The following is a 22506-nucleotide window of genomic DNA, read 5'->3' as shown; positions in this document are numbered from 1 at the left end:
GCTGGAGCTAGATTCAAACAACTAGTTCAGTTATCCACACTAGGACCTTTTTATACTTTCGCTAAACAACAAAAAAAGAGAGACTGCCGGATTGATATGCAGTCTCTCTCATGTTTATTTCCACCAGTCGTCAAACATAGTAGCAGGCATCTGACGCTTGTGCTCTGTCATCAGATACCGTTTTTCCACTTTTTCAGCCACTTCTTTGGAGACAGGTTTTCCTTCTAAATAATCATCCAGTTCATCATAAGTGATCCCTAATTCTGTTTCATCTGCCTGACCAGGTTTTTGATCGAGGAGGTCTGCTGTTGGAACTTTTAAATAGAGACGCTCATCTGCACCAAGTTCCTTTAGCAAGGCCTTCCCTTGGCGTTTGCTTAATCCAGTCAATGGCAGGATGTCCGCCCCGCCGTCTCCATATTTCGTATAAAAACCCGTCACTGCTTCCGCTGCATGATCGGTCCCAATAACAAGCAGCCCCTCCATACCACCGATTGCATATTGGGCAATCATTCTCATTCTCGCTTTTACATTTCCTTTATGGTAATCACTTAACGGCTCACCATCAATGCTAGCGTTATATTCATTTTGAACCTCATCCACGGCTGTTTTTATATTAAAAACATGCTCACGGTCAGCACGGATAAACGCTAATGAACGCTGTGCATCCTCCTCATCCTTTTGTACGCCATATGGAAGACGAACGGCAATAAATAGAGCATCCTTTCCTTCACTTCGCAATTCTTCTACCGCCAACTGTGCTAATCTTCCTGCAAGTGTGGAATCCTGACCACCACTAATCCCTAGTACATATCCCTTAGCCTTGGTTTGTAGCAGGTAATTTTTCAAAAAGTCGATTCTCTTCCGAATCTCCTCTTTTGGTTCAATGCTAGGTGCTACATGTAAATCCTTCATAATTTTTTCCTGTAATTCCATTAATTGTACCCCCTTACCACATATTGATATATGTACTGTACCACAACTACGTTTCATTCGCTTATTATTTAACTGCTCGTTCTAGGTATGCGGACAATCACCTTTCATTTTTAAAAATAAACTAAAAATAGGACGGTGATGAGTATGTCGTTTTCAATAAATATCGGCTGTTTTAAAGTGAATTCTATTAATAATAATGCAAATATTAATGTAGGGCCAACAGTTCAAGACAGTAATACGGCGAATAGCAAACAAGTTGGCTGTACGATTAACATTGGTGACCACTGCACGATTATATCCAAACACATATTTCAAAGTGTAAGTAAGGATTTTGAAGTAAACAAATAATTCCACATCGAAGGACATTGGGTTTATAATGTATTACTATCGTGGCCATACTAACAAAAAATATGCCCATGGCCATCTTTATTTTAGGGTGCAAAAGTGTGGAGTGATGATAATGGAAGCAAAGACATGTAATGAATCTAGAGTGGTAAGAACGAGCAGGATTTTCCCTAATGATGTAAACAACCATAATACGTTGTTTGGCGGCAAGTTAATAAGCGATATTGATATGATTGCTTCGATTTCAGCCGTTAGACATTCCCGGGCGGAATGCGTGACGGCGTCGATTGATTCGGTCGATTTTCTCAGTCCGATTACGCCGAAGGACTCTGTTTGCATTGAGACGTTTGTTTCATATACAGGGACCTCGTCCATGGAGATTTTCGTCAAAGTTATCGCCGAAAATCTGATTTCAGGTGATAGAAAAATTGCTGCCACCGCGTTTTTAACGTTTGTTGCGTTAGATGACAATGGTAAGCCAACAAAGGTTCCTAGGATTATTCCTGAAACAGAGGAAGAGAAGAAGCTGTTTGAAACGGGGAAAGATCGGGCGGAAAAGCGGAAGGAACATCGAAAGAGCAGTAAGGATTTGGCCGGGGTTTTTACAACGAACAAACCGTGGGAATAATAAAATGGGTAGCCAAGCAGAAGCAGTGGCTACCCATTTTATTATTTTTCTTTATTCAGTACCTAATTCACTCTTACTCTTCCAGGTCATAACTCCATCTTCTTCATCAATTTCGATTGTTACATCCACGACGCCTTTTTCAGCCATGATTTTTTCTTCTAAACGGTCCTTAATATCATCGGCAGCTGCCACCGTTAATTTCGGATCGACTTCAATTTCCAATTCAACATGAAGGTCTTCTCCCTCTTTGATAACTGTAATCCCTTGAATATCCTTCACATCCGGGTCAGCCATAACAAGTGCACCAATTTTGTTTTCCATCTCTTCATCCGCTTGTCCAATAACACCTGCAGCGTTATCTAAAAACACCTTTCCTACCACGAAAAACATCATTGCCCCGATGATCATAGAAGCAATCCCCTCTAGTTGGTGCAAATCGGTGTAATGAGAAATAACAACCACAATAATCGCTAACAAACCACCCAAGGTTGCAACCAAATCCTCCATGAAGACAAGCTTTGTAGCTGGTTTCGCTCTACCCAAATTAGCAAAGGCTTTTCCAAACACACTTAGACCGCTTGCCTCCACCTCAATTTCATGCAATATTTCCTTCATTGCCTTAAACAGGACAAACATTTCTAAAAGCGTTGCCACCACAAGCACGATAACATTTATAGCGAAGCCGCCAGCTTCCGTTGGATGTACCACATGATGGTAGCCTTCTTTTATCGTTTCAAAGGCCATGATTCCAACGATTAGGACAGCACCTAAAAGGACAAGGTTGACTAAGCGGCCAAATCCATTTGGATATTTTTCTGTCGGTGCTTTTTTACTTAAAGCGGAGCCGACAAAAACAAAGAACTGATTTGCAGCATCCCCTAAACTGTGCATCGTTTCAGCAAACATGGCTACATTGCCCGTATACATATAGGCTACACCCTTAATAATTGAAATGACCGTATTAATAATAGCTGCAAGCATGGCTGATTTATTTCCACGCTTTAATAATTGAACTATTTCTCCCATCGTATCCTCTTTTCTTTGCTAAAGTATGTACTCTTACTATTTTCAAAAATATCATATTTCATGATAAATAACTTGCTGGACCTTTCAGGAAAAGGAAATTTTTTAAAATTGATGTTATTATGGAGAAAAATGACAGGAAGTTGATGTCGCTAGATGAAATTAGATGAATTAATGCAAAAGCTCGAGGAACTGGGGTCAGAACAAACAAAGAAAACTTTTATGAATCATGGTGCTAAAGGAACTTTATTTGGTGTAAAAGTTGGAGATTTAAAAAAGCTTGTAAAATACGTGAAAAAGGATCAAGAATTAGCGTTGGCACTTTACAACACAGGTATTCATGACGCTATGTACTTAGCAGGACTTTCTATAAATCCCAAGCTCATGGAGAAAGAAACGCTTCAGGAGTGGGTGAAGAATGCCAACTGGTATATGCTCGCGGAATATACGGTGGCGAGCGTGGCGGCAGAAAGTAATTACGCCATGGAACTGGCAAGGGAATGGATGAAATCAGAAGTAGAGATGACCGCGGTTGCCGGGTGGAGTACATATTCTAATTATTTATCGATTACACCTGATGAAAAGCTGGACCTGGAGGAAATTCGCATGCTCTTGAAACAAGTTGAAACAACGATCCACTCGGAAAAGAATCGGGTCCGCTATGTGATGAATAATTTTGTCATTTGTGTTGGGGCTTATGTTGTGGGGCTTTACGAAGAAGCGATTCGGGTTGCAGGCATTGTTGGTAAAGTCCATGTCGATGTTGGAAACACTGCCTGTAAGGTACCGCTGGCTACCGATTATATTAAAAAGATTGAGCAGCGTGATAGAATTGGGGTCAAGAGGAAGACGTGTATCTGTTAATGTAGGAACCAGACAAAAGGGTCGCATAGAAGATTCTACGCGACCACAATGATTAAACGTTCCTTAACACTAAATACAAGCGCTCATTTCGTGTATTTTGCTCATCCGCCGCTGCTAAATCATACTTTTTCAGCAAATGGAACACTTCATTCAAAAGCTCCTGCGTATGCTCACTCGCAAAGAACTGATCAAATAATGGCTTCATGTCCTCCGGTAAAAATTTAGCCTGAGACTCGTACTTACTTTTAACATCTTCCTGTGAATGGTCCAACTTACACTCGCCCAACTTACATCCTCCTCAAAACTACATCATACCTTAAGGATATCAGAAAATAGGACAAACAAAAAAGCCCACACAAGGGCTTTTTTACTTTTTCTTCGTCTCTGTCACTTCTAATACATCCAAAAGGAAGACAAACACCGGAATCCCGATAATCAATCCCCATATTCCAAAGAAGTGCTCGGAAAAAATCAACACAATAAACGTATAGAAAACGGGGAGATTTGTCTTTGAACTCATTAAATTTGGATTTAAGATATAGGCTTCCACACCATGAATGATCATAATGGCAATACCCACATACAGTACCTTTATCATACCGCCAATACTATAAGCAATAACGACAAGCGGTATAAGTGAAATAATGACACCAGCCACAGGGATTAAACCCAATATGAAAATCATAATGGATAAACCGCCTAGTTGCGGAAAATCAAGTATCCATAGTGAAATCGTCGTTAAAATACAGTTGACCACAGCAATAATTAATTGTGCCTCAATGACTTTACCGAAGGTGCGAACAAATTTTTTAGCGAAAAATTCAATTTCCGCATAAAACGGTGCAATTTTACTCGTCTTGAATTTCTTCGTAAATTCAATTAAGCGTGGTTTTTCTAATAGGAAAAATAAACTCATTAATAAAGCTAACAACACTTGTAACGTAATTTTACTAATATCAGTAAAATATTTTAATACAAACTGAAAGCCTTGTTCCAGATAACTAGAAATCTGAATTTCTTCAATTCGCTTGACGACATAATTTAAAAAGATATTATCATGCTTTGACGTGTAAAAAGCAGTTAACTGCTTGATTAGCGCCGTAATTTCTCCGGCAATCATTGGCAGGTACATCACCAACCCGTAGGATAGCAGCCCGACAATACACGCATACGATGTAACAACAATCAACTTTCGATTGAGAGGTATTTTCTTTTCTATGAATTGTACTAACCGATCCATTAGAAAGGTAAAAATAAACGTAAGTAAGATTAAATTAATCATCGATTGCATCGCATACAAGACGAGTGCAATTAGGACAAAAATTGATATTCTCTTAAAACCACTGCTGCTCAAAAGTTTATTTATCATAGGAAATTATCGAACCCCATTATTTATACTATTAACTGCATGTTAATTATATCAAACCCGGAAGCATTTTGTCCTGACTAAATGCTATCTTACCGTAAATTGAACCGGCGTCATGGAGCTATCGATCGCTTTACCTTCGTACCCCTGTTTACTTAAATAGTCAAGTAAGGCCGGTAAATGCGCAAGCGTTTCCTTTCTTTCGTGCATAAGAATGACGATTGGACCATTATGGTTAGCTAACTTTGTTAATTGTTGTTTGACACTCTCAACATAGCGTGCATCTTTATAATACCAATCCTTACTGTCAATATTCCAGTCCCACATTAAATAGCCATTATCCGTAACTGCTTTCCGATACTCAGCAGTCATGCCAGGTACACTGCCATAAGGTGTTCTCATAATATAGGAATCGACCCCCGAAACTTCTTTTAGTGTATTTCGGTTTTGGGTTAATTCATTGATCACCGATGTGGCAGATGCATAGAAAATTTTTTTATTGTGGGAGACACTATGAAGTGCCACTGTATCTCCAGATTGGACCATCAATTTTACCGCGTTTGGATATCTTCTAATATTCCCGTCAATCATAAAGAACGTCGCTTTGTAATGGAATTTTTCTAAAAGCGCGATAATTTCCCCAGAAAACGCAGCTGGACCATCATCGAATGTTAAGTAGATCGTTTTCTTTCCTGATGCCGGTGGTTGTGCATTAGCTGGTTTCGTTTCCGTTGATGGCGGTTTTGTTGTTCCTTGGTCTTTTGGTGTTGTAGGCTGTGTTGTAGGCTGTGTTGTAGCAGTATCTGTAGTTGTTTTATCCGGAGCCTTCGTTTCCTCTCGCTCTTGCTTATTTCTCCCGCCCATCGCTTGCTCTTGTTTCTTGTGAATCATTTCTTTCTCAAGCCGTAAATCCTTGTTTTTCTGAACAATAGTTTCTGAGGTTTGACCAGGATGATTCATAAATTCATTTTTTTCTTGAGTAATAGGTTTACTGGCAGCTTTTGCCTTAAAATAATTGTTCACAAATACCCCTGCAAATAAGAATCCAATAGCAATAATGACAATAACTATTGTCCCTTTGGTCCATCCTTGCTTTTGATCCCCCATGTTTCATTACCCTCTTTAGATGTTTTATTTCTTTCTTCATTATAGACGAAGCTTCTTCTGAATTGTTACTATTCTATTAAAAATATTACAATTCTATTAAAATATTACTTTTATCTCAGCCCATCCTCCAAAAGTCGGAACTGATCAATTTCCCTAATTCTTATATACCCCACTTTTTACCAATCTATTATAACAGCAAAATTTGAAAAATGTACCAGTAGACAAAAATTTAAATCAGAAATTTCAAAAAGGAGGACAGGCAAATTCTCCTGTGAACTGACATACATATCATTGAACGGGATTTTCTTACTAGACGAATTCCTCTTATTCTTGAGCTATGGAGGTGAAGTTAGTGTCAGGTGGGCAAAAAGCACTCTTTTATATCTTATCTATACTTATTCCTGTGGTCGGGATCGTGCTAGGAATTATTTGGATGAACGATCAAGATCCTGAAAAGAAGGCTGTCGGAAAAACCTGTTTATACATTGCTTTAGGTATGATCGTATTGAGCTGTATCTGTTGGTTCGCTCTTTCTGCCTTCTCCTTTTTACCGTTTATGTCGGGGTATTAAAAAGATGGAAAAACCCAATTCATCTCTTCAAGAATTGGGTTTTTCGTATAGGAGTGATACTCGTTGTTACACGAACTATTGGATTTCTTCGGAAGAGCCATCTGTCACCAACTAGAGGATCGATCCCTCCAAATTTCAGGAGAAACTCTTTCCGTTTGCGCCCGTGATACAGGTATTTATATTGGAATCTTTTCCTCACTTACGTATTTGCACCTCACGAAAAGAAAGAAAAAAATCACCATCCCTACGATTAAAGTAAGCTTCTTTCTTCTATTATTGATGGTCCCCATGATGATTGACGGCCTAGGCTCCTATTTGCATTTGTTTGAAAGTGACAATATTAAACGAATGGTGACAGGCACCAGCTTTGGTTTTGTCTTGCCCTATTTTCTTTATCCGTTGCTTTCGTCAAGGTCTCTGGAGAATGATAGTGAGCCAGTGGTTAAGGGAAGCAGGGATCTGATTGTACCGCTAGTTTTAAGTGTATTCATTAGTATTGTAGTCTACTGGGGTTTGGTCCCATATTATACTATTAATAGTTTTATTATTGTTACTATTATCATTTGGTTTAGTATGTTTGCTTATGGACTTTTTCCGTGGGTGCACAATCTTCGATTAAGAATGATTCTTGCAACTTTTATTGGTTCATGTATTCTTATATTTCTATCCAATTTACATTCGTGGGTACTATAATCAATTTCAACAAACAGAAAAACAACGATTTTATAACTCAGGGCAGATGAACTCAAAGGAAGTTCATCTTTTTTATTTTTTCAATAACATATTTTGTTCACCATTTATACATACCAATCCCCATCAATTACCAATATGATAAGAGTATAGATACCTATAGAAAGAGAGTCAGGGCCGATGATAAATAAACAGATGCGGTTAGAGTTGATTTCGCAGATTATATCTGATCATGAGGTAAAGACGCAGGAAGAACTAGGACAATTGCTTTTAGAGAACGGGCTTGCAGTTACTCAGGCAACCATCTCCAGAGATATCCGAGAGTTGAAGCTTGTCAAAGTACCTTCCAAGGATGGCAGTCTGAAGTATAGCTTTAAGATAGATCATGATCATCTAATTACGGAAAAATTCCGCCATAAACTAAAGGATGCACTTATTAACATCGAGGTCATTAACTACTTTATTATCCTCAAAACACTTCCTGGTCATGCCCATTCGTTCGGTGCCCTGCTCGATTCCATGGACTTGGACGGGAAAGCAGGAACCATTTGTGGAAACGATACATGCTTGATTATTTGCCGTTCACCACAAGAAGCACTTCGCATCGAAGAGCAGCTTGAAGTCTATCAAAAGTAAAAGCTAGAACTACACACACGCAAAAGGAGGGTTACGATGCTCAACTCATACGTGGAAAAGTTGGATGTGCTTTCTGATTTACAACAAATTGAACTATTAAAATGTCTTCCCGTAAAAACACTAAAAAAATATCTCCCTTACTTCTATTTTCGCTCCTACAAGAAAAATCAACTCCTTTTTATGCAGGGAGACCCGCGTGATAAAATCTTTTTTTTACTAGAAGGATATGTCATGTATGAACGCAGCAGCCAGGATGGCAGCATGCTATATTTAGATTTTATTAAAAGGAACCAGATGTTTCCCTATGGTGGCATCTTTCAGGACCAGGTGTATCAGGACACGGCCATTGCCGTTACGGATGTTCATTTGTACTTCATTCAAACCCACGTTGTGGAAGAACTATTTAAAGCTAATCCTAAACAACTACTCAATATCATCTCGAAACTATCAGACATTCTTAATCTTCATCAAAAACGCGTTCAAAAAATTCTCATTCCTAACGCACAGGAACGCGTGCTGCATTCGCTCCAGTTTTTAATGGAGGACCTTGGCGAAAAGGATGCTGAAGGAATCGTCATCCCCTGCCCTCTCACGGCCACTAACATTTCTAAACTATCTGGAACCACCAGGGAAACCGTTAGTTTACTAATGAATCAATTAAAACGAGAGAATATTCTATCCGTTACAGGAAAAAAAATAACCATCCATCAACCTGACTATTTTAAAAGCATATAAAAGGGCTGGCTCCGTGAGAGTCAGCCTTTTTTGTTTGCTTAAGTTAATTTTCTCAATATTAGAACTTTAACTGTGACCGATTTTTGTCATTCAGCCATTATTCAGCATATGGGATTCGAAAAAACCGATTTACATGTATATATACATAATTATACATATCCGTTTATGCGTTTAACAAAAAACTGTAAGGATTATTACATTTCGTTTGTTATGAACCTTACAAAGGCAATCGCTTTCAATGCTTAGAATGAAGGTGTAGCAAGGATTCTATCAAAAGGAGGAAGAAAGATGAGCAGTATAGCCGAAATCACTTCTCAGAGGGACATGGAGACAAAGTTAAAGCACCCGATCCATGTTACATCTGAAATCGGAACACTTCGCTCGGTGTTGCTGAAGCGGCCTGGAAAAGAAGTTGAAAATTTGACGCCTGAATATCTACAGCGCCTTTTATTCGATGATATTCCTTATTTGCCAATTATCCAGCGTGAGCATGACTATTTTGCCGAGACATTAAAAAATCGAGGCATCGAAGTTCTTTATCTTGAAAAATTAGTGGTTGAAACCTTAAGTAATCCAATCATAAAAGGGCAATTTGTTGACGATATTTTGCGAGAAAGTAAGGCCAATGTGAATGGTGCCTCTCGCGTATTAAAAGAATACCTACTCTCTTTTTCCACTGCAGATATGATGGATAAGGTGATGAGCGGGATTTTAAAGAGAGAAATTGAGCCCGAGAAAAAGTCTCACCTTTATGAATTCATGGATGATCACTATCCCTTCTATTTAGACCCAATGCCAAACTTATATTTCACCCGTGACCCCGCAGCGTGTATTGGCAATGGCTTATCCATCAACAAAATGCGTGAACCGGCAAGACGCCGTGAGTCCTTATTCATGCAGTACATCATTAAGCATCATCCACGGTTCGCCGGACATGATATCCCTATTTGGTTGGACCGTGACTTTGAATTTTCAATTGAAGGCGGCGATGAGTTGATTCTTAGTGAGGAAGTCGTGGCGATTGGTGTATCCGCCCGCACCTCTGCCCGCGCAATTGAAAAATTAGCCCTTAACCTCTTTAAGAAGCAGAATTCAATAAAAAAAGTGGTAGCTGTGGAAATCCCTAAGTGCCGTGCCTTTATGCATCTTGATACCGTTTTTACAATGGTTGATTACGATAAGTTTACCATTCACCCAGAGATCCAAGGGCCTCAAGGCAATATGAATGTATATATTCTTGAAAAAGGCACTGATGACGAACGTGTGACCATTACTCACCGGACGAATCTCCAGGAAACACTGAAAGAAGTTTTACATTTAAACGAGCTTGTTTTAATCCCTTGCGGTGGCGGAGATGAAATCGCTGCCTCCCGTGAGCAATGGAATGATGGTTCGAACACATTAGCCATTGCACCCGGCATCGTGGTGACCTATGACCGTAATTATATTAGCAATGATTTATTACGCCAGCATGGCATTGAAGTACTCGAAATCACCAGCTCCGAACTATCCCGTGGACGCGGTGGTCCACGCTGTATGAGTATGCCGATTGTCCGTGAAGATATACGAAGTCCATTTCAAAAAGAACTATGTTAAATCCATACGTTAATTTGATACGCCTGTTGATTGGAGTGGAAGGCACGAAGACTCCTGCGGGAGTAGCGGTCACGGGAGACCCCGCAGGAGTGAGCGACGAGGAGGCTCCCGGAACGCCCGCGGAAAGCGAAGTGCCTGGAACGGAAATCAACAGACCATTTTAATAGAACTAAAAAGGAGACGATATTAATGTTAGTTACTGCCCCAAAATTACATGGAAGAAGCTTTCTTGCAGAAAAGGATTTTACCAAAGAAGAATTTGTTTATCTCATTGATTTTGCCTTCAAATTAAAGGATGAGAAAAAACATGGCATACCCCATCGCCACTTAGAAGGAAAAAACATCGCGCTGCTTTTTGAAAAGCCTTCTACCCGCACCCGCTGCGCCTTCACAGTGGCCTGCGTGGACCTTGGTGCCCATCCGGAATACTTAGGAAAAGATGATATCCAGTTAGGAAAAAAAGAATCGATTGAAGATACTGCTAAAGTGTTGGGCCGGATGTTTGACGGCATCGAATTCCGCGGTTTTGAACATAAAAAGGTAGAGATGTTAGCAGAGCATTCCGGTGTTCCTGTCTGGAATGGGTTAACAGATCGCTGGCATCCAACGCAAACACTTGCTGACTTTTTAACCGTAAAAGAAAACTTTGGCCACTTAGAAGGAATTAAATTCGTGTATGTTGGTGACGGTAGAAATAATGTGGCCAACAGCCTGCTCGTTGGCGGTGCCCTTGTTGGCATGGATGTGCGCATCTGTACGCCTGAATCACTGTTCCCAGAGCCTTCGGTAATTGAATTGGCGCAAAAATTTGCTAAGCAATCAGGCGGCCGTGTAACTGTCACAAGCAATGTGGAGGAAGGCGTTGCCGGGGCTGACGCCATTTATACCGATGTTTGGGTTTCCATGGGCGAAGAGGATAAATTTGCAGAACGAATTACCATTCTCTCACCGTATCAGGTATCGATGGACATGATCAAGAAAACCAGCAATGACAAAGTCATTTTCCTACACTGCCTCCCTGCCTTCCATGACCTTGAAACCAGTTACGGCAAGGACATTTACGCGAAACATGGACTCCCTGAAATGGAAGTGACTGATGAGGTCTTCCGCAGCGAGCATTCCAAAGTATTCGACCAAGCGGAAAACAGAATGCACACCATCAAGGCGGTAATGGCTGCGACACTTGGACATTTAGAGTAGCGGTTGGGAGTGGGGGCATGCACCCTCCTCCTCCCCTCTTTTACCAAACGATTGGAGGAAAAACATGAATCAGATCTCCGAACAACTCATTTCTGAGCTGCAAAAGATAGAAGGTGAGTTTCACCATGCATTAAAACAGCTGGTTAATATCCCTAGTGTTATCAGTGAACAGGTGGATGCTTTTCCTTTTGGAAAAAATATTGATCTAGCTTTGAAAAAGACAATAGAAATCTGTAAAGAGCTTGGATTCCGGACGTATGTTGATCCGCATGGTTATTACGGCTATGCCGAAATTGGTGACTGTGAGGAAATGATTGGTGTTCTCGGTCATCTTGATGTGGTTCCTGCAGGCAAGCTGGAAGACTGGCACACGCCTCCCTTCGATGCAACCATCATAGAAGGAAAAATGTACGGCAGAGGAACACAGGATGATAAAGGACCGACACTGGCTGCCCTTTTTGCAACAAAAGCGTTAATGAATCTCGGTGTTTCTTTTAACAAAAGAATTCGGTTTATCTTCGGGACGGATGAAGAAACACTGTGGCGATGTATGAACCGTTATTGTGAACTCGAGGAAATCCCAAGCATGGGCTTTACTCCTGACTCTACCTTTCCGTTAGTTTATGCCGAGAAAGGCCTGCTTCAATTTCATTTAGAAGGATCTAACGAAACACATCTACGTTTACAAGCCGGCAATGCCTTCAATGCGGTGCCTGACAACGCTCCGTATTCCGGCGAAAAGCAAGATGAACTTCGAGCCGCTCTTGAGGGATTAGGGTTTAAATACGAATTGGCTACCGATAGTATCGTGGTGCTTGGTAAGGCCGTTCATGCTCAAGTAGCAGAAAAAGGAATTAATGCAATTAACAGATTAATGCTGGGGTTGAAAAGGGTTGGCTTCACCTCAAAAACGATGGAGTTTATTACTGACTTAATCAAAGAAGATGCGTTTGCGACTAGGATTTTCGGTAACTGTGAAGATGAGCCATCAGGCAAATTAAAGTTCAATGTTGGAAAAATAGAGGTAACGGAGGAAATCGAGCGGTTGTCCATCGATATCCGCATTCCAGTGACTGCTGATAAACAAGAAATCGTGAACCAGATCTCGCAGGCTGCAAAAGAATATGGATTAACCTATAAAGAATTCGACTATCTAAAATCGATTTATTTACCAAAGGATTCATTTTTGATTAAGACCTTAATGAACGTTTACCAGGAAGTGACCGGTGATACCCTTTCCGAACCGATTTCTTCTGGGGGTGCCACCTATGCTAGAGCCATGGAAAACTTCGTGGCCTATGGAGCCATTTTTCCAAAACAAGCAAAAACCGAGCATCAGCCGAATGAACATATTGAATTGGACAAAATGTTTACAGCGATGTTGATTTACGCAAAAGCCATCTACGAATTAACTCGATAGGTATGCCATTTGACTAATGGAGGAATACTCATGAAAAAGTTCAAGATGCCTACCGCATATACGTTATTATTTTTGATTATTGTTGTGATTGCTGCCTTCACCTGGGTCATCCCAGGTGGGCATTATGATACTAAAGTAGATAAAGCAACTGAAAAGGAAATTCCTGTCTCCGGTACCTACCAGCAACTGACAAGTGATGAACAGACACCTCAAGGGGTGTGGGAGGTTCTAAATGCACCGATCAACGGCTTTTTCGATGCGAAGGATATTGCTTTGTTCGTTCTAGTAATTGGTGGTTTCTTGGGAGTAGTGATGAAGACGGGTGCAATTGACGCTGGGATTACTCGGGTCATCCGAAAACTAAAGGGGCGAGAGCAGTGGCTGATTCCGATCCTTATGGTTCTATTCGCGATTGGTGGCTCCACCTACGGAATGGCAGAGGAAACCATTGCGTTTTACCCAATCCTTATTCCAGTACTGATTGCAGCAGGCTATGACGCTTTAACTGCTGTCTCGATTATCGCACTTGGTGCAGGGGTTGGTTGTTTAGGTTCCACCGTTAACCCATTTGCTACGGGAATCGCCTCTGGGTTTGCCGGAATATCCATTGGAGACGGAATGGCACTTCGCCTCATTATCCTTGTAGTCACGCTTATTTTCACCATCATTTACGTCATGCGTTATGCAAAAAAAGTAAAAGCAGACCCATCTAAGTCACTTATTGCTCAAATGAAAACAGAAAATGAACAGCACTTTTTATCACAGAAAGCAGAAGAAGTGACATTTACCGGTCGTCATAAGGCCGTTCTTACGGTATTTGGGTTAACCTTTGTTGTCATGATTTTAGGAGTCATTCCATGGGCTTATAAATTTAATATTACTATTTTCGAAGATTTCACCAAGGCCGTTGCTAAAATTCCGTTCATTGGAAAATTACTCGGAGGGGTCCTACCGCTTGGTGACTGGTGGTTTGGTGAGTTAACGATGTTATTCCTAACCTCCTCCATCATCATTGCTTTTATTTATAGAATGAAAGAATCTGAGTTTACTAGTACGTTTGTGAATGGGGCAAGAGATTTGTTAGGCGTTGCCCTTATTATTGGCATATCTCGTGGGATTACGGTTGTCATGGATGCTGGTGGAATGACTGCGACAGTCCTTCATTGGGGCGAAGGAATGCTGGATAACATGGGCTCTGTGCTTTTTACCAATTTATCATTCTTGTTTTATCTACCGCTATCCTTTCTTGTGCCATCGACTTCCGGTCTCGCCACTTTATCGATGCCGATTATGGCTCCGTTGGCTGATTTTGCGGGAGTCAGTAGACATTTAGTGATTACCGCTTACCAAAGTGCATCCGGGGTTGTGAACCTACTGACCCCTACAAGTGCCGTTATCATGGGAGCACTGGCGATTGCAAGGGTTCCATATAGCACCTACCTCAAACATGTTTGGAAATTAGTATTGTCACTCTCTGTGATTGTGATGGTGATTTTAAGTATCGCCACCATGATGAGTTAATCGTTTATAAGGACTATTTTTCAAAAAGAAGAGGGGTTTGATCATGACAAAGCAAAAAGTGGTGATTGCTCTCGGCGGGAATGCCATTCAATCGGGGGATGCAACCGCAGAAGCGCAGCAATTAGCTTTAGAAAAGACCGCACGGCAGCTGGTTCAATTCATTGAAAAAGGGATTGATATTATTATCTCCCACGGCAACGGTCCGCAGGTTGGCAATATTCTCCTTCAGCAAAAAGCAGCTGATTCAACGAAAAATCCGGCGATGCCGCTCGATACATGCGGAGCGATGAGCCAGGGGATGATTGGCTACTGGATGCAGAATGCGATGGATAAAGTGTTAAAAGAGCAAGGCATTGTTAAAAATGTGGTCACGGTGGTAACAAGGGTAGCCGTGGATAAACAGGATCCTGCGTTTCTTAATCCGACGAAGCCGATTGGACCTTTCTATAGGGAAGATGAAGCAAAGGAAATCATGGAGTTAACGAATACCTGTTTTAAAGAGGATGCAGGACGTGGCTGGAGACGGGTGGTTCCCTCACCGATGCCCGTGAGTATTTTAGAGCATTCCGTAATCAATTCATTAGTTGAAAAAGGCAACATTGTCATTGCAGTTGGAGGTGGCGGTATTCCTGTTTTAGAAACAGAACACGGGCTACTCGGAATTGAGGCGGTAATTGACAAAGATTTTGCTTCGCAAAAGTTAGCTGAGCTGGTAGATGCGGATGCGTTAATCATTTTAACTGCGGTTGAAAATGTGTACATTGATTTTAACAAGCCAACACAGCGGAAATTGGAAGACGTAAGTATTGCTGAATTAAGGGACTTTATAGAAAATGGTCATTTTGCTCCTGGAAGCATGCTGCCAAAGGTAGAGGCTGCCATTAATTTTGCGGCAACAAGTCCTGACCGCAAAACGATTATTACTTCATTAGACCAGGCATTTTATGCTCTTGAAGGTAAGGCTGGAACTGTAGTGAGTTTGCGCGGTGCGGAAGTTTTGGCGTAATAGGAAAAACCCTCTTTGATGCCAAAGAGGGTTTTCTCTATGTTTATTCAGTAGATTGAATGATTTCCGGCTTTGATTGTACTTTTTGATTGTAGATAGGTAAAATGCATACAACTCCAATGATAAACAAGACGGCTGACATTTCAAACGTTGCAACTAGTGAAAATTGCTCTTTTAGAATTCCCGCGAGACTCATTGTTATGACCATTGATCCTGCGAATAGTGGACTTAATATTCCGTTTACCCGGCCGATAAAGGCTTCTTCTGTATTTTGCAAGATCAAGGTGTTGATTCCTATTTGAATGCACGGCATCATGAGACCACTAAAAAACTCTGCAATTAAAGTGATCCATAGATTTGTTGAAAATCCCATTACAGCAATACCTAGACCATTAACGAGCATTCCAAACACAAGCAGTCTTTGTGGAGGAACATTTTTAGCAAATATCATTGCGCAAGCCCCGCCCAAGATCATTCCGACTCCATTGACCATAAGCAGCCACTGTAGGTTCTCTTTCGGAAGGTCTAATTGTTCAGTGACAAGAAAAATGTTTAGAGGATTAATAAATCCTACTCCAAGTCCTGCAGCCATAAAGCACAGGCCTAATAGACTTAATTCTCTTTTTCCTAAAACATACTTTATTCCACTTTTCATCTCCTGTAGCAAGGTAGACTCTCCTGCCTCCTCCATTGGACGATCTTTTGGAAGGAAAGCAAGTGCCCCTGCTGAAAGCAAGAATGCTACTCCAGTAACAGCGATGCTGACATCAATTCCAAACGATTGAAAGACGAATGTACCGATAATCGGCCCTAATACCATGAAAAGAGCGAAAACCGTTTGATATACCGACATTGCCGCTTGGACTTGGTTTTCTGACAAATGCATTTTAAACAATTTCATCCCTGATGGCTGGGAGAATTGTGAGAGAATGGCTGAGATTAAAGTAGCGAAAAATACTACTTTCCAAGTGCCAAATACTAGGGTAATCAGCACAACAAATATCGATACGGCACTTAAGATGTCACACCACACCATCGTTTTTTTCGGCGCCCAACGGTCCGCAAAGGTTCCGCCGATAAAGGAAAAGATGAAGATAGGTGCAAATTCAGCGACTGAAATCATGGAAACGGCAAATGCATCCCCATTTGTTTGATCCATAACAAAAAGTAAGACGGCAAAGTTTCGGACCCAGATTCCTACTTGCAGGAATAGCCCTGACATGATGATGGCTAAAAATACTCTGTTTCGAAATAAGTTACCTGGTGATGCGGGTGTGACTTCATTATTGATTAAATCCATATAAAAACCTCCTGCTTAAGTTCTGGACAGGAGGCAGTACTATACAATATTCGAGTGACATTCTATCCCTTGATTGATGGGGAAGTAATGATCTTTCCGACTTGTATAAAAGTACAGACTAATCCTATCCAGAAAAAATAATCGTATTGGATAACGAGTTTTTTCATCAAAAATAGGATTAAAAGATCATCGTCCCAAGGTCACCCTTTCCGCTTTTTGGTAAGTTGATTGTATAGGATTTGGTAATGTAAATCAAGTGGTTTTCTTTGCGGAGTGACTGATCTAATATTTTTTTCCTGTTACGGGCATATATCCTCTCTTTATTTACCACTCTCGATTTTTTTCATAACTACTACGGCCATTTAGACATTTTTACTTAAAGTTGATAGTTAGGACTAGAAAGAGTAAAATAAATATAGAACATACGTTTCTTTTTTGAAGGGTTTTTCAAATTAAGGGGAGGAGTTTTCATGCAATCTTGGGAAGCTGCCTATATTGCTGGAATTATTGATGGAGAGGGAACAATCACATTAACCCGAATGCATGAAAAAGAACATCGGCGCCCCTGTATTACAATTGCTTCAACAGATAAAGAACTATTATCTTATGTACATACTCTAACTGGAGGGACAATTAACAATAAAAAGAACTATAATCCCGACAAGCATAAAGATTCATACACTTTAATCATCAAGAAAAAAGAACGAGTTTTAGCAACTCTGAAGCAAACTCTTCCCTACCTTCGTGTAGAAAAAAAAAAACCGTGCTATTTGGATACTCGATAATTATGAGAAAGTAACACCTCGCAACGGCAAATACAATTCATTATTACTCAAAAAGAAATTAGCTTTTGAAGAAACTTTTTTTCAAATATAAAAAAGACCAGCATTTCTACTGGTCTTTTTATCCACCTATGTATGGTGGAGACGGCGGGACGTGCTCTTCCATGCTTTCGTCATGGCACTGACTATATCTTGAACCTGCCTTAACAGGTCCTTCGGCGTCTTATGCGAAACATAAATTTACCTCTTCAAGGTATGGATTTCGCATCCTAGTACTACCATCTAAGATGGCAGCCTATAAGTCGATACACGGCTGTTGGATTACTCCACATACCGCTCGGCATTGCCCTATCGCAAATCGTGCGACTTAGGTTTCACCGATAAAGCCGAATTTTCACTTATGTGTTACCACATAAGGCGACTAATTACTAATCGAACCCGCGTCCAAAGATATCGGCACTTAAGCATCTACGAGTGTAGTCGATATATTGGCGTTTCACTGATCCTTTTGCCTATCGACCGGCGTCCGGTCAGCTAGCCTGGTTGTTCTCTTCCTTCATCCTCAGGCGGTGGAATCCGGCGTAGCCCACTTAGAGTGAGTCCCTTACCCTACCACATGGGCAATGGAGGGAGGAACCGCTATGCAGTATTAAGCTGCGAAAGCGAAGTTGTTGTTAGTTTTGCCAGTTATGGCTTTGACGTTTTAACGAGGCCGATCCCCTCGACTCGCAACCTAAGCTCAAACTACCCCTGTCGAATCCGTAGCGTCCCCATTATAAAATGAGCTGAAATCTAGTTAAAGATTTCTGCATCAGACGTTAGGATTGCTCGAACGTTTGTAAGAGCAAAAGTTAATGTCGCATCTCTTAGCGACAAACTTATTATAACACACTCAAAACATTTTTCAATTGTAACAATCTGTAAAATAATTTCCAGTTCAAGAAATCGGAACCCAAGCCTTACATCTTCTGACGATCACGGAATGCTCGTTCAATTTCACGCTTCGCCTCTTTTTGCTTTAACACTTCACGCTTATCATAATTCTTCTTACCCTTTGCTAACCCAACTAAAACCTTACAGAAACCATTTTTTAAATAAAGCTTTAATGGAATTAAGGCATAACCAGCCTCTTTCGTTTCCCCAATCAACTTATTGATTTCACGTCTGTGAAGTAATAGCTTACGTGTTCGTAATGGGTCGTGATTAAAGATATTTCCTTGTTCATAAGGGCTGACGTGCATTCCAAAAAGGATTGCTTCACCATTTTGAATTCTGGCATAGGCATCCTTTAGATTCACTTTTCCCGCACGAATGGATTTGATTTCAGTTCCCTGAAGGACAATTCCCGCCTCATATGTTTCTTCAATAAAATAATCATGGTAAGCCTTCTTATTTTGCGCAACTACTTTTCCTTCACCTTTTGGCATCGTTTTTCACCTCATCTTACCTTTCATTTTAACAGAACCTACAATTGACTACAATTGAAAGAGAGCCTCGTACTTAAGGCTCTCTTTCCACATTTATTTATTTTTTCGCTTCGTACTCTTCGACTTAGGTACGTTGTCGTAAAACTTGCGTTTCTTCTTCTTTTGACCCTGCCCAGTTCCAGTGCCTCCGCCAGCTTCCGATTTATTCCGGTCGCGATTACGACCACCCCCACCACCACCGCGGCCTTCTTGCTGCTTAGTTCGGCGTGGCTTTTTCGTGTCACTACCTGTTTTGAAAACCTTCGGTGTCTCTGTCCGCTCTCTGCGGGTACCCTTCATTCCGACAATTTCAAAATCAATCGAACGCTCGTCTTTATTGACTTTTACAACCCGAACGGTAATTTCATCCCCAATTCGGAACACTTTTCCTGTCCGTTCACCGATCATCGCATAATGGCGCTCATCAAAACGATAATAGTCGTCGGTCATATAGCTGACATGAACGAGACCTTCTATCGTATTTTGCAGCTCAACAAACATTCCAAAGTTGGTTACCGAGCTTATAATGCCGTCATATTCGACGCCAATTTTATCTTCCATGTATTCCGCTTTCTTTAACTCATCCGTTTCACGCTCGGCATCCACAGCACGGCGCTCCATTTTTGAAGAATGATCGGCAATTTCAGGTAAGCGGGCATTCCACTTTTCCCTTGTCGTCTCATCGAGCTTTCCTTCAATTAAATAGGTGCGAATTAAGCGGTGGACAATAGTATCAGGATAACGACGAATCGGCGACGTGAAATGGGTGTAAAACTCGGTTGATAATCCGAAATGTCCCAAACTTTCAGGATTATATTTTGCCTGCTGCATCGAACGTAACATAACGGTAGAAACAACCATTTCTTCCGGCTTTCCTTGAACCTCTTCAATAATTTCTTGAAGTGCTCGAGGATGAACATCGTTGGCTGTCCCTTTTACGATGTAACCGAAGTTCGTGATAAATTCGAAAAATTTCCGAAGCTTATCTTCCTTCGGATCCTCGTGGATACGGTAAATAAACGGTACTTCCATCCAGTGGAAATGCTCCGCTACCGTTTCATTGGCTGCTAACATAAACTCTTCAATCAGACGCTCAGCTACGGAACGCTCACGAAGGACGACGTCAGTCGGTTTTCCTTCATCATCTACTAAGACCTTTGATTCTTTAAAATCAAAGTCGATGGCGCCACGCTTCATCCGTTTATTACGTAAGATTGCAGCCAACTCTTCCATCATTTCGAACATCGGGACAAGTGATTCGTATCTTGCCCTTGTCTCTTCATCCTGTTCAGCAAGAATCATGTTCACATCATAGTAGGTCATCCGCTCTGTTGTTTTAATGACACTTTGGAAAATTTCGTGCGAAACAACAGCGCCCTCTGATGTAATTTCCATCTCACAGGATAAAACCAGACGGTCTACTTTTGGATTCAATGAGCAGATTCCATTTGATAGACGATGTGGGATCATCGGAATCACGCGGTCTACTAAATACACACTGGTCGCCCTGTCTTCCGCCTCAACATCGATTGGTGTACCTTCTTTAACATAATAGCTGACATCGGCAATGTGAACCCCGAGCTTGTAGTTGCCGTTCTCTAGCTTTGAAACGGTTACTGCATCATCAAGGTCCTTTGCATCCGCACCGTCAATCGTAACAATGGTTTCATTCCGTAAATCACGGCGGTTCTTTAATTCACTTTCATCGATGGTGTCAGGCACCTCATTTGCTTGTTGCAGTACATCATCAGGGAAAGCCATCGGTAAGCCGTGCTTATGTATGACAGAAAGGATGTCCACACCTGGGTCATTTTTATGACCGAGAATGGTGATGACTTCACCTTCAGCACTTTTTCTCCCTTCAGGGTATGTAACAAGCTTAACAACTACCTTATGTCCCTCGACCGCTCCTTTAGAAGCTGCTTTTGGGATAAAAATGTCGCTTGCGAACTTTTTATCATCTGGAATGACAAAGCCAAAGCTTTTGCTTTCAACATAGGTTCCTACTACCTGCTGAACGCCGCGTTCGATGATGCGGATGATACTTCCTTCCCGGCGCTGCCCAGATGTTTCCGAAGAAACACGGGCGAGAACGGTATCCCCATGCATTGCGGTATTCGTTTCATTTGGCGGAATAAAAATGTCATCCATTCCCGGTTCATCAGGGGTGACAAACGCAAATCCCTTCGCATGACCAATCAGCTTACCGCGGATTAAATTCATTTTTTGCGGCAGGCCATAACGATTGCTGCGAGTACGTACAACTAGACCCTTTTCTTCCATTTGAACAAGCGCCTTTACAAACTCTTTAAAGTCACTAGAATCCTGAATACCAAATGCTTCCTCAAGCTCTTGGACTGTTAATGGTTTGTAGGCCTCATCCCTCATATATTGCAAAAGCCGGTCAACATGCTTTTGTATGTTATCTTCCAAGCCAATCCCTCCTTTGTGGGTGCTTTATTAATTGTGCCAGTCAAGTTTTTCTAAAAAGGCATAGACATCTTCATGTAACTGATCACGTTCTTTATCTAACGTTATTACATGTCCAGATTCTTCATACCATTTAATTTCCTTTGTGACTGACTCGATTTCATTGTAAATAATGTTGGCACTGTCCGTATTAATCATGTGGTCGTGTCGTGCCTGAACGACGAAGGTTGGGGCGTAAATCATGTCCACATTTCCGCGAACATCAGCGATTAATGCCTGAAGCTCTTTTAATGTCCTCATTGGCGTTTTCTTAAACTCTTCCATTTCCATTTCGATTTGCTCGTCTGATTTTCCTTCACGCTTTTTAAATTCGCGAGCATACTCAAGGATTCCTTCGTACATAATCTCTTCACTTTTTATATACATCGGGGCACACATCGGTACAATACCCTTTATAGGTACAGTGTAACCCAATTTCAAGGAAAATACGCCGCCAAGAGATAGTCCAGCAACTGCAATTTCTTCATGCCCTTTATTTTTTAAGAATTCATATCCATCCATGACATCCTGCCACCAATCTTTTGGTCCAGTATGTACGAGTTCCTCAGGTGGAACCCCATGTCCCTTATAGTGAGGTGCATGGCAGGTATAGCCTTTCTTTTCTAAAAAACGTCCCAGCATCCGGACATCAGCTGAGTTTCCAGTGAAACCGTGTAGCAGCAATACCGCTCGTTTTCCTCCTTCAAAGGTAAATGGTTTCGGTGAAGCAACTTTCATCTTAAAAAACTCCTTTTATTTCAATTCACTTAGTTTAGTTTAAGCAATGACGCGGTGAACATTCCACCAAAACGACTTCATTACCCTAAAAGCACAAAAAAACCTGG

The 22506-nt window shown here is 41.1% G+C and carries 22 protein-coding genes and 1 other RNA gene; 13 read left to right on the top strand and 10 right to left on the bottom strand.

The features are described from left to right. Positions 1–114: 114 nt before the first annotated feature. Positions 115–936: an ammonia-dependent NAD(+) synthetase gene (gene nadE / locus AA0X95_RS07550; protein WP_413307358.1), complete on the bottom strand. Its 822-nt coding sequence runs from the start codon at positions 934–936 to the stop codon at positions 115–117. 144 nt (positions 937–1080) lie between these two features. Between nadE and AA0X95_RS07545 the strand changes: the two genes are divergently transcribed. Both AA0X95_RS07545 and AA0X95_RS07540 read left to right on the top strand, forming a co-directional pair. Next, positions 1081–1284, top strand: coding sequence for a spore germination protein (locus tag AA0X95_RS07545; protein ID WP_413307355.1), 204 nt, complete (start codon positions 1081–1083; stop codon positions 1282–1284). A 112-nt stretch (positions 1285–1396) separates the two neighbouring features. Next, positions 1397–1909, top strand: coding sequence for an acyl-CoA thioesterase (locus tag AA0X95_RS07540; protein WP_413307353.1), 513 nt, complete (start codon positions 1397–1399; stop codon positions 1907–1909). Between the two features lie 51 nt (positions 1910–1960). Here the strand turns inward: AA0X95_RS07540 and AA0X95_RS07535 are convergent, their stop codons facing one another. Next, complete coding sequence (locus tag AA0X95_RS07535) at positions 1961–2935, bottom strand: cation diffusion facilitator family transporter (RefSeq protein WP_413307350.1); 975 nt, start codon at positions 2933–2935, stop codon at positions 1961–1963. 153 nt (positions 2936–3088) lie between these two features. Here AA0X95_RS07535 and AA0X95_RS07530 point away from each other — a divergent pair, with 153 nt between their 5' ends. Continuing rightward, positions 3089–3796 carry a DNA alkylation repair protein gene (locus AA0X95_RS07530; protein WP_413307348.1) on the top strand — a complete coding sequence of 236 codons (708 nt, stop codon included), beginning with the start codon at positions 3089–3091 and terminating at the stop codon, positions 3794–3796. Positions 3797–3848: 52 nt separating this feature from the next. Here AA0X95_RS07530 and AA0X95_RS07525 read toward each other — a convergent pair whose 3' ends face one another. The 3 genes from AA0X95_RS07525 to AA0X95_RS07515 all read right to left on the bottom strand — a co-directional run bounded on the left by AA0X95_RS07525 (position 3849) and on the right by AA0X95_RS07515 (position 6269). Next, on the bottom strand, positions 3849–4082 hold the full coding sequence (locus AA0X95_RS07525; RefSeq protein ID WP_413307346.1) for a hypothetical protein: 234 nt from the start codon (positions 4080–4082) through the stop codon (positions 3849–3851). Between the two features lie 81 nt (positions 4083–4163). Then, positions 4164–5165, bottom strand: coding sequence for an AI-2E family transporter (locus AA0X95_RS07520; protein WP_413307343.1), 1002 nt, complete (start codon positions 5163–5165; stop codon positions 4164–4166). Between the two features lie 84 nt (positions 5166–5249). Beyond that, positions 5250–6269: a polysaccharide deacetylase family protein gene (locus AA0X95_RS07515; protein ID WP_413307341.1), complete on the bottom strand. Its 1020-nt coding sequence runs from the start codon at positions 6267–6269 to the stop codon at positions 5250–5252. A gap of 352 nt (positions 6270–6621) precedes the next feature. Here AA0X95_RS07515 and AA0X95_RS07510 point away from each other — a divergent pair, with 352 nt between their 5' ends. From AA0X95_RS07510 to arcC, 9 genes are all read left to right on the top strand, one after another. Further along, positions 6622–6840: a hypothetical protein gene (locus tag AA0X95_RS07510; protein WP_308082580.1), complete on the top strand. Its 219-nt coding sequence runs from the start codon at positions 6622–6624 to the stop codon at positions 6838–6840. A 63-nt stretch (positions 6841–6903) separates the two neighbouring features. Next, positions 6904–7533 (top strand): DUF2085 domain-containing protein, encoded by a 630-nt coding sequence (locus AA0X95_RS07505; RefSeq protein ID WP_413307338.1) that lies wholly within the window; start codon positions 6904–6906, stop codon positions 7531–7533. Positions 7534–7710: 177 nt separating this feature from the next. Next, positions 7711–8166, top strand: coding sequence for an arginine repressor (gene argR, locus AA0X95_RS07500; RefSeq protein WP_413307336.1), 456 nt, complete (start codon positions 7711–7713; stop codon positions 8164–8166). 36 nt (positions 8167–8202) lie between these two features. Next, entirely contained in the window at positions 8203–8901 is a 699-nt protein-coding gene (locus tag AA0X95_RS07495; protein ID WP_413307334.1) for a Crp/Fnr family transcriptional regulator, read from the top strand. Positions 8902–9225: 324 nt separating this feature from the next. Continuing rightward, positions 9226–10497 carry an arginine deiminase gene (gene arcA / locus AA0X95_RS07490; protein WP_413309883.1) on the top strand — a complete coding sequence of 424 codons (1272 nt, stop codon included), beginning with the start codon at positions 9226–9228 and terminating at the stop codon, positions 10495–10497. Between the two features lie 189 nt (positions 10498–10686). Continuing rightward, positions 10687–11697 (top strand): ornithine carbamoyltransferase, encoded by a 1011-nt coding sequence (gene argF / locus AA0X95_RS07485; protein ID WP_413307332.1) that lies wholly within the window; start codon positions 10687–10689, stop codon positions 11695–11697. Between the two features lie 64 nt (positions 11698–11761). Further along, positions 11762–13117, top strand: a complete 1356-nt coding sequence (locus AA0X95_RS07480) for a M20 family metallopeptidase (RefSeq protein WP_413307330.1) — start codon at positions 11762–11764, stop codon at positions 13115–13117. 30 nt (positions 13118–13147) lie between these two features. After that, the gene (locus AA0X95_RS07475; RefSeq protein ID WP_413307327.1) at positions 13148–14638 is read left to right on the top strand and encodes a YfcC family protein; all 1491 of its coding nucleotides are present in this window, start codon (positions 13148–13150) and stop codon (positions 14636–14638) included. Positions 14639–14681: 43 nt separating this feature from the next. Next, entirely contained in the window at positions 14682–15644 is a 963-nt protein-coding gene (arcC, locus tag AA0X95_RS07470; protein ID WP_413307324.1) for a carbamate kinase, read from the top strand. Between the two features lie 43 nt (positions 15645–15687). On the opposite strand, the gene AA0X95_RS07465 is transcribed toward arcC, so the two are convergent. Then, a complete protein-coding gene (locus AA0X95_RS07465; protein WP_413307321.1) occupies positions 15688–16944 on the bottom strand; it encodes an MFS transporter in 1257 nt (418 codons plus the stop codon). A gap of 470 nt (positions 16945–17414) precedes the next feature. On the opposite strand from AA0X95_RS07465, the gene AA0X95_RS07460 reads away from it, so the two are divergent. After that, the gene (locus AA0X95_RS07460) at positions 17415–17729 is read left to right on the top strand and encodes an LAGLIDADG family homing endonuclease (RefSeq protein WP_413307318.1); all 315 of its coding nucleotides are present in this window, start codon (positions 17415–17417) and stop codon (positions 17727–17729) included. 426 nt (positions 17730–18155) lie between these two features. Here the strand turns inward: AA0X95_RS07460 and ssrA are convergent. From ssrA to AA0X95_RS07440, 4 genes are all read right to left on the bottom strand, one after another. Further along, positions 18156–18490, bottom strand: a transfer-messenger RNA (tmRNA) gene (gene ssrA / locus AA0X95_RS07455). Positions 18491–18685: 195 nt separating this feature from the next. Further along, positions 18686–19153 carry an SsrA-binding protein SmpB gene (gene smpB, locus AA0X95_RS07450; RefSeq protein ID WP_413307315.1) on the bottom strand — a complete coding sequence of 156 codons (468 nt, stop codon included), beginning with the start codon at positions 19151–19153 and terminating at the stop codon, positions 18686–18688. Positions 19154–19246: 93 nt separating this feature from the next. Then, on the bottom strand, positions 19247–21580 hold the full coding sequence (rnr, locus tag AA0X95_RS07445; RefSeq protein ID WP_413309881.1) for a ribonuclease R: 2334 nt from the start codon (positions 21578–21580) through the stop codon (positions 19247–19249). Positions 21581–21652: 72 nt separating this feature from the next. Further along, a complete protein-coding gene (locus tag AA0X95_RS07440; RefSeq protein WP_413307313.1) occupies positions 21653–22399 on the bottom strand; it encodes an alpha/beta hydrolase in 747 nt (248 codons plus the stop codon). Positions 22400–22506 lie beyond the last annotated feature (107 nt).

The sequence above is a fragment of the Neobacillus phoenicis genome (assembly GCF_047302305.1).
In the GTDB taxonomy this organism is placed as follows: Bacteria; Bacillota; Bacilli; order Bacillales; family Cytobacillaceae; genus Neobacillus.
Note: the sequence above shows the minus strand (reverse complement) of the source record. Positions and strands in the feature narration are given on the sequence as shown.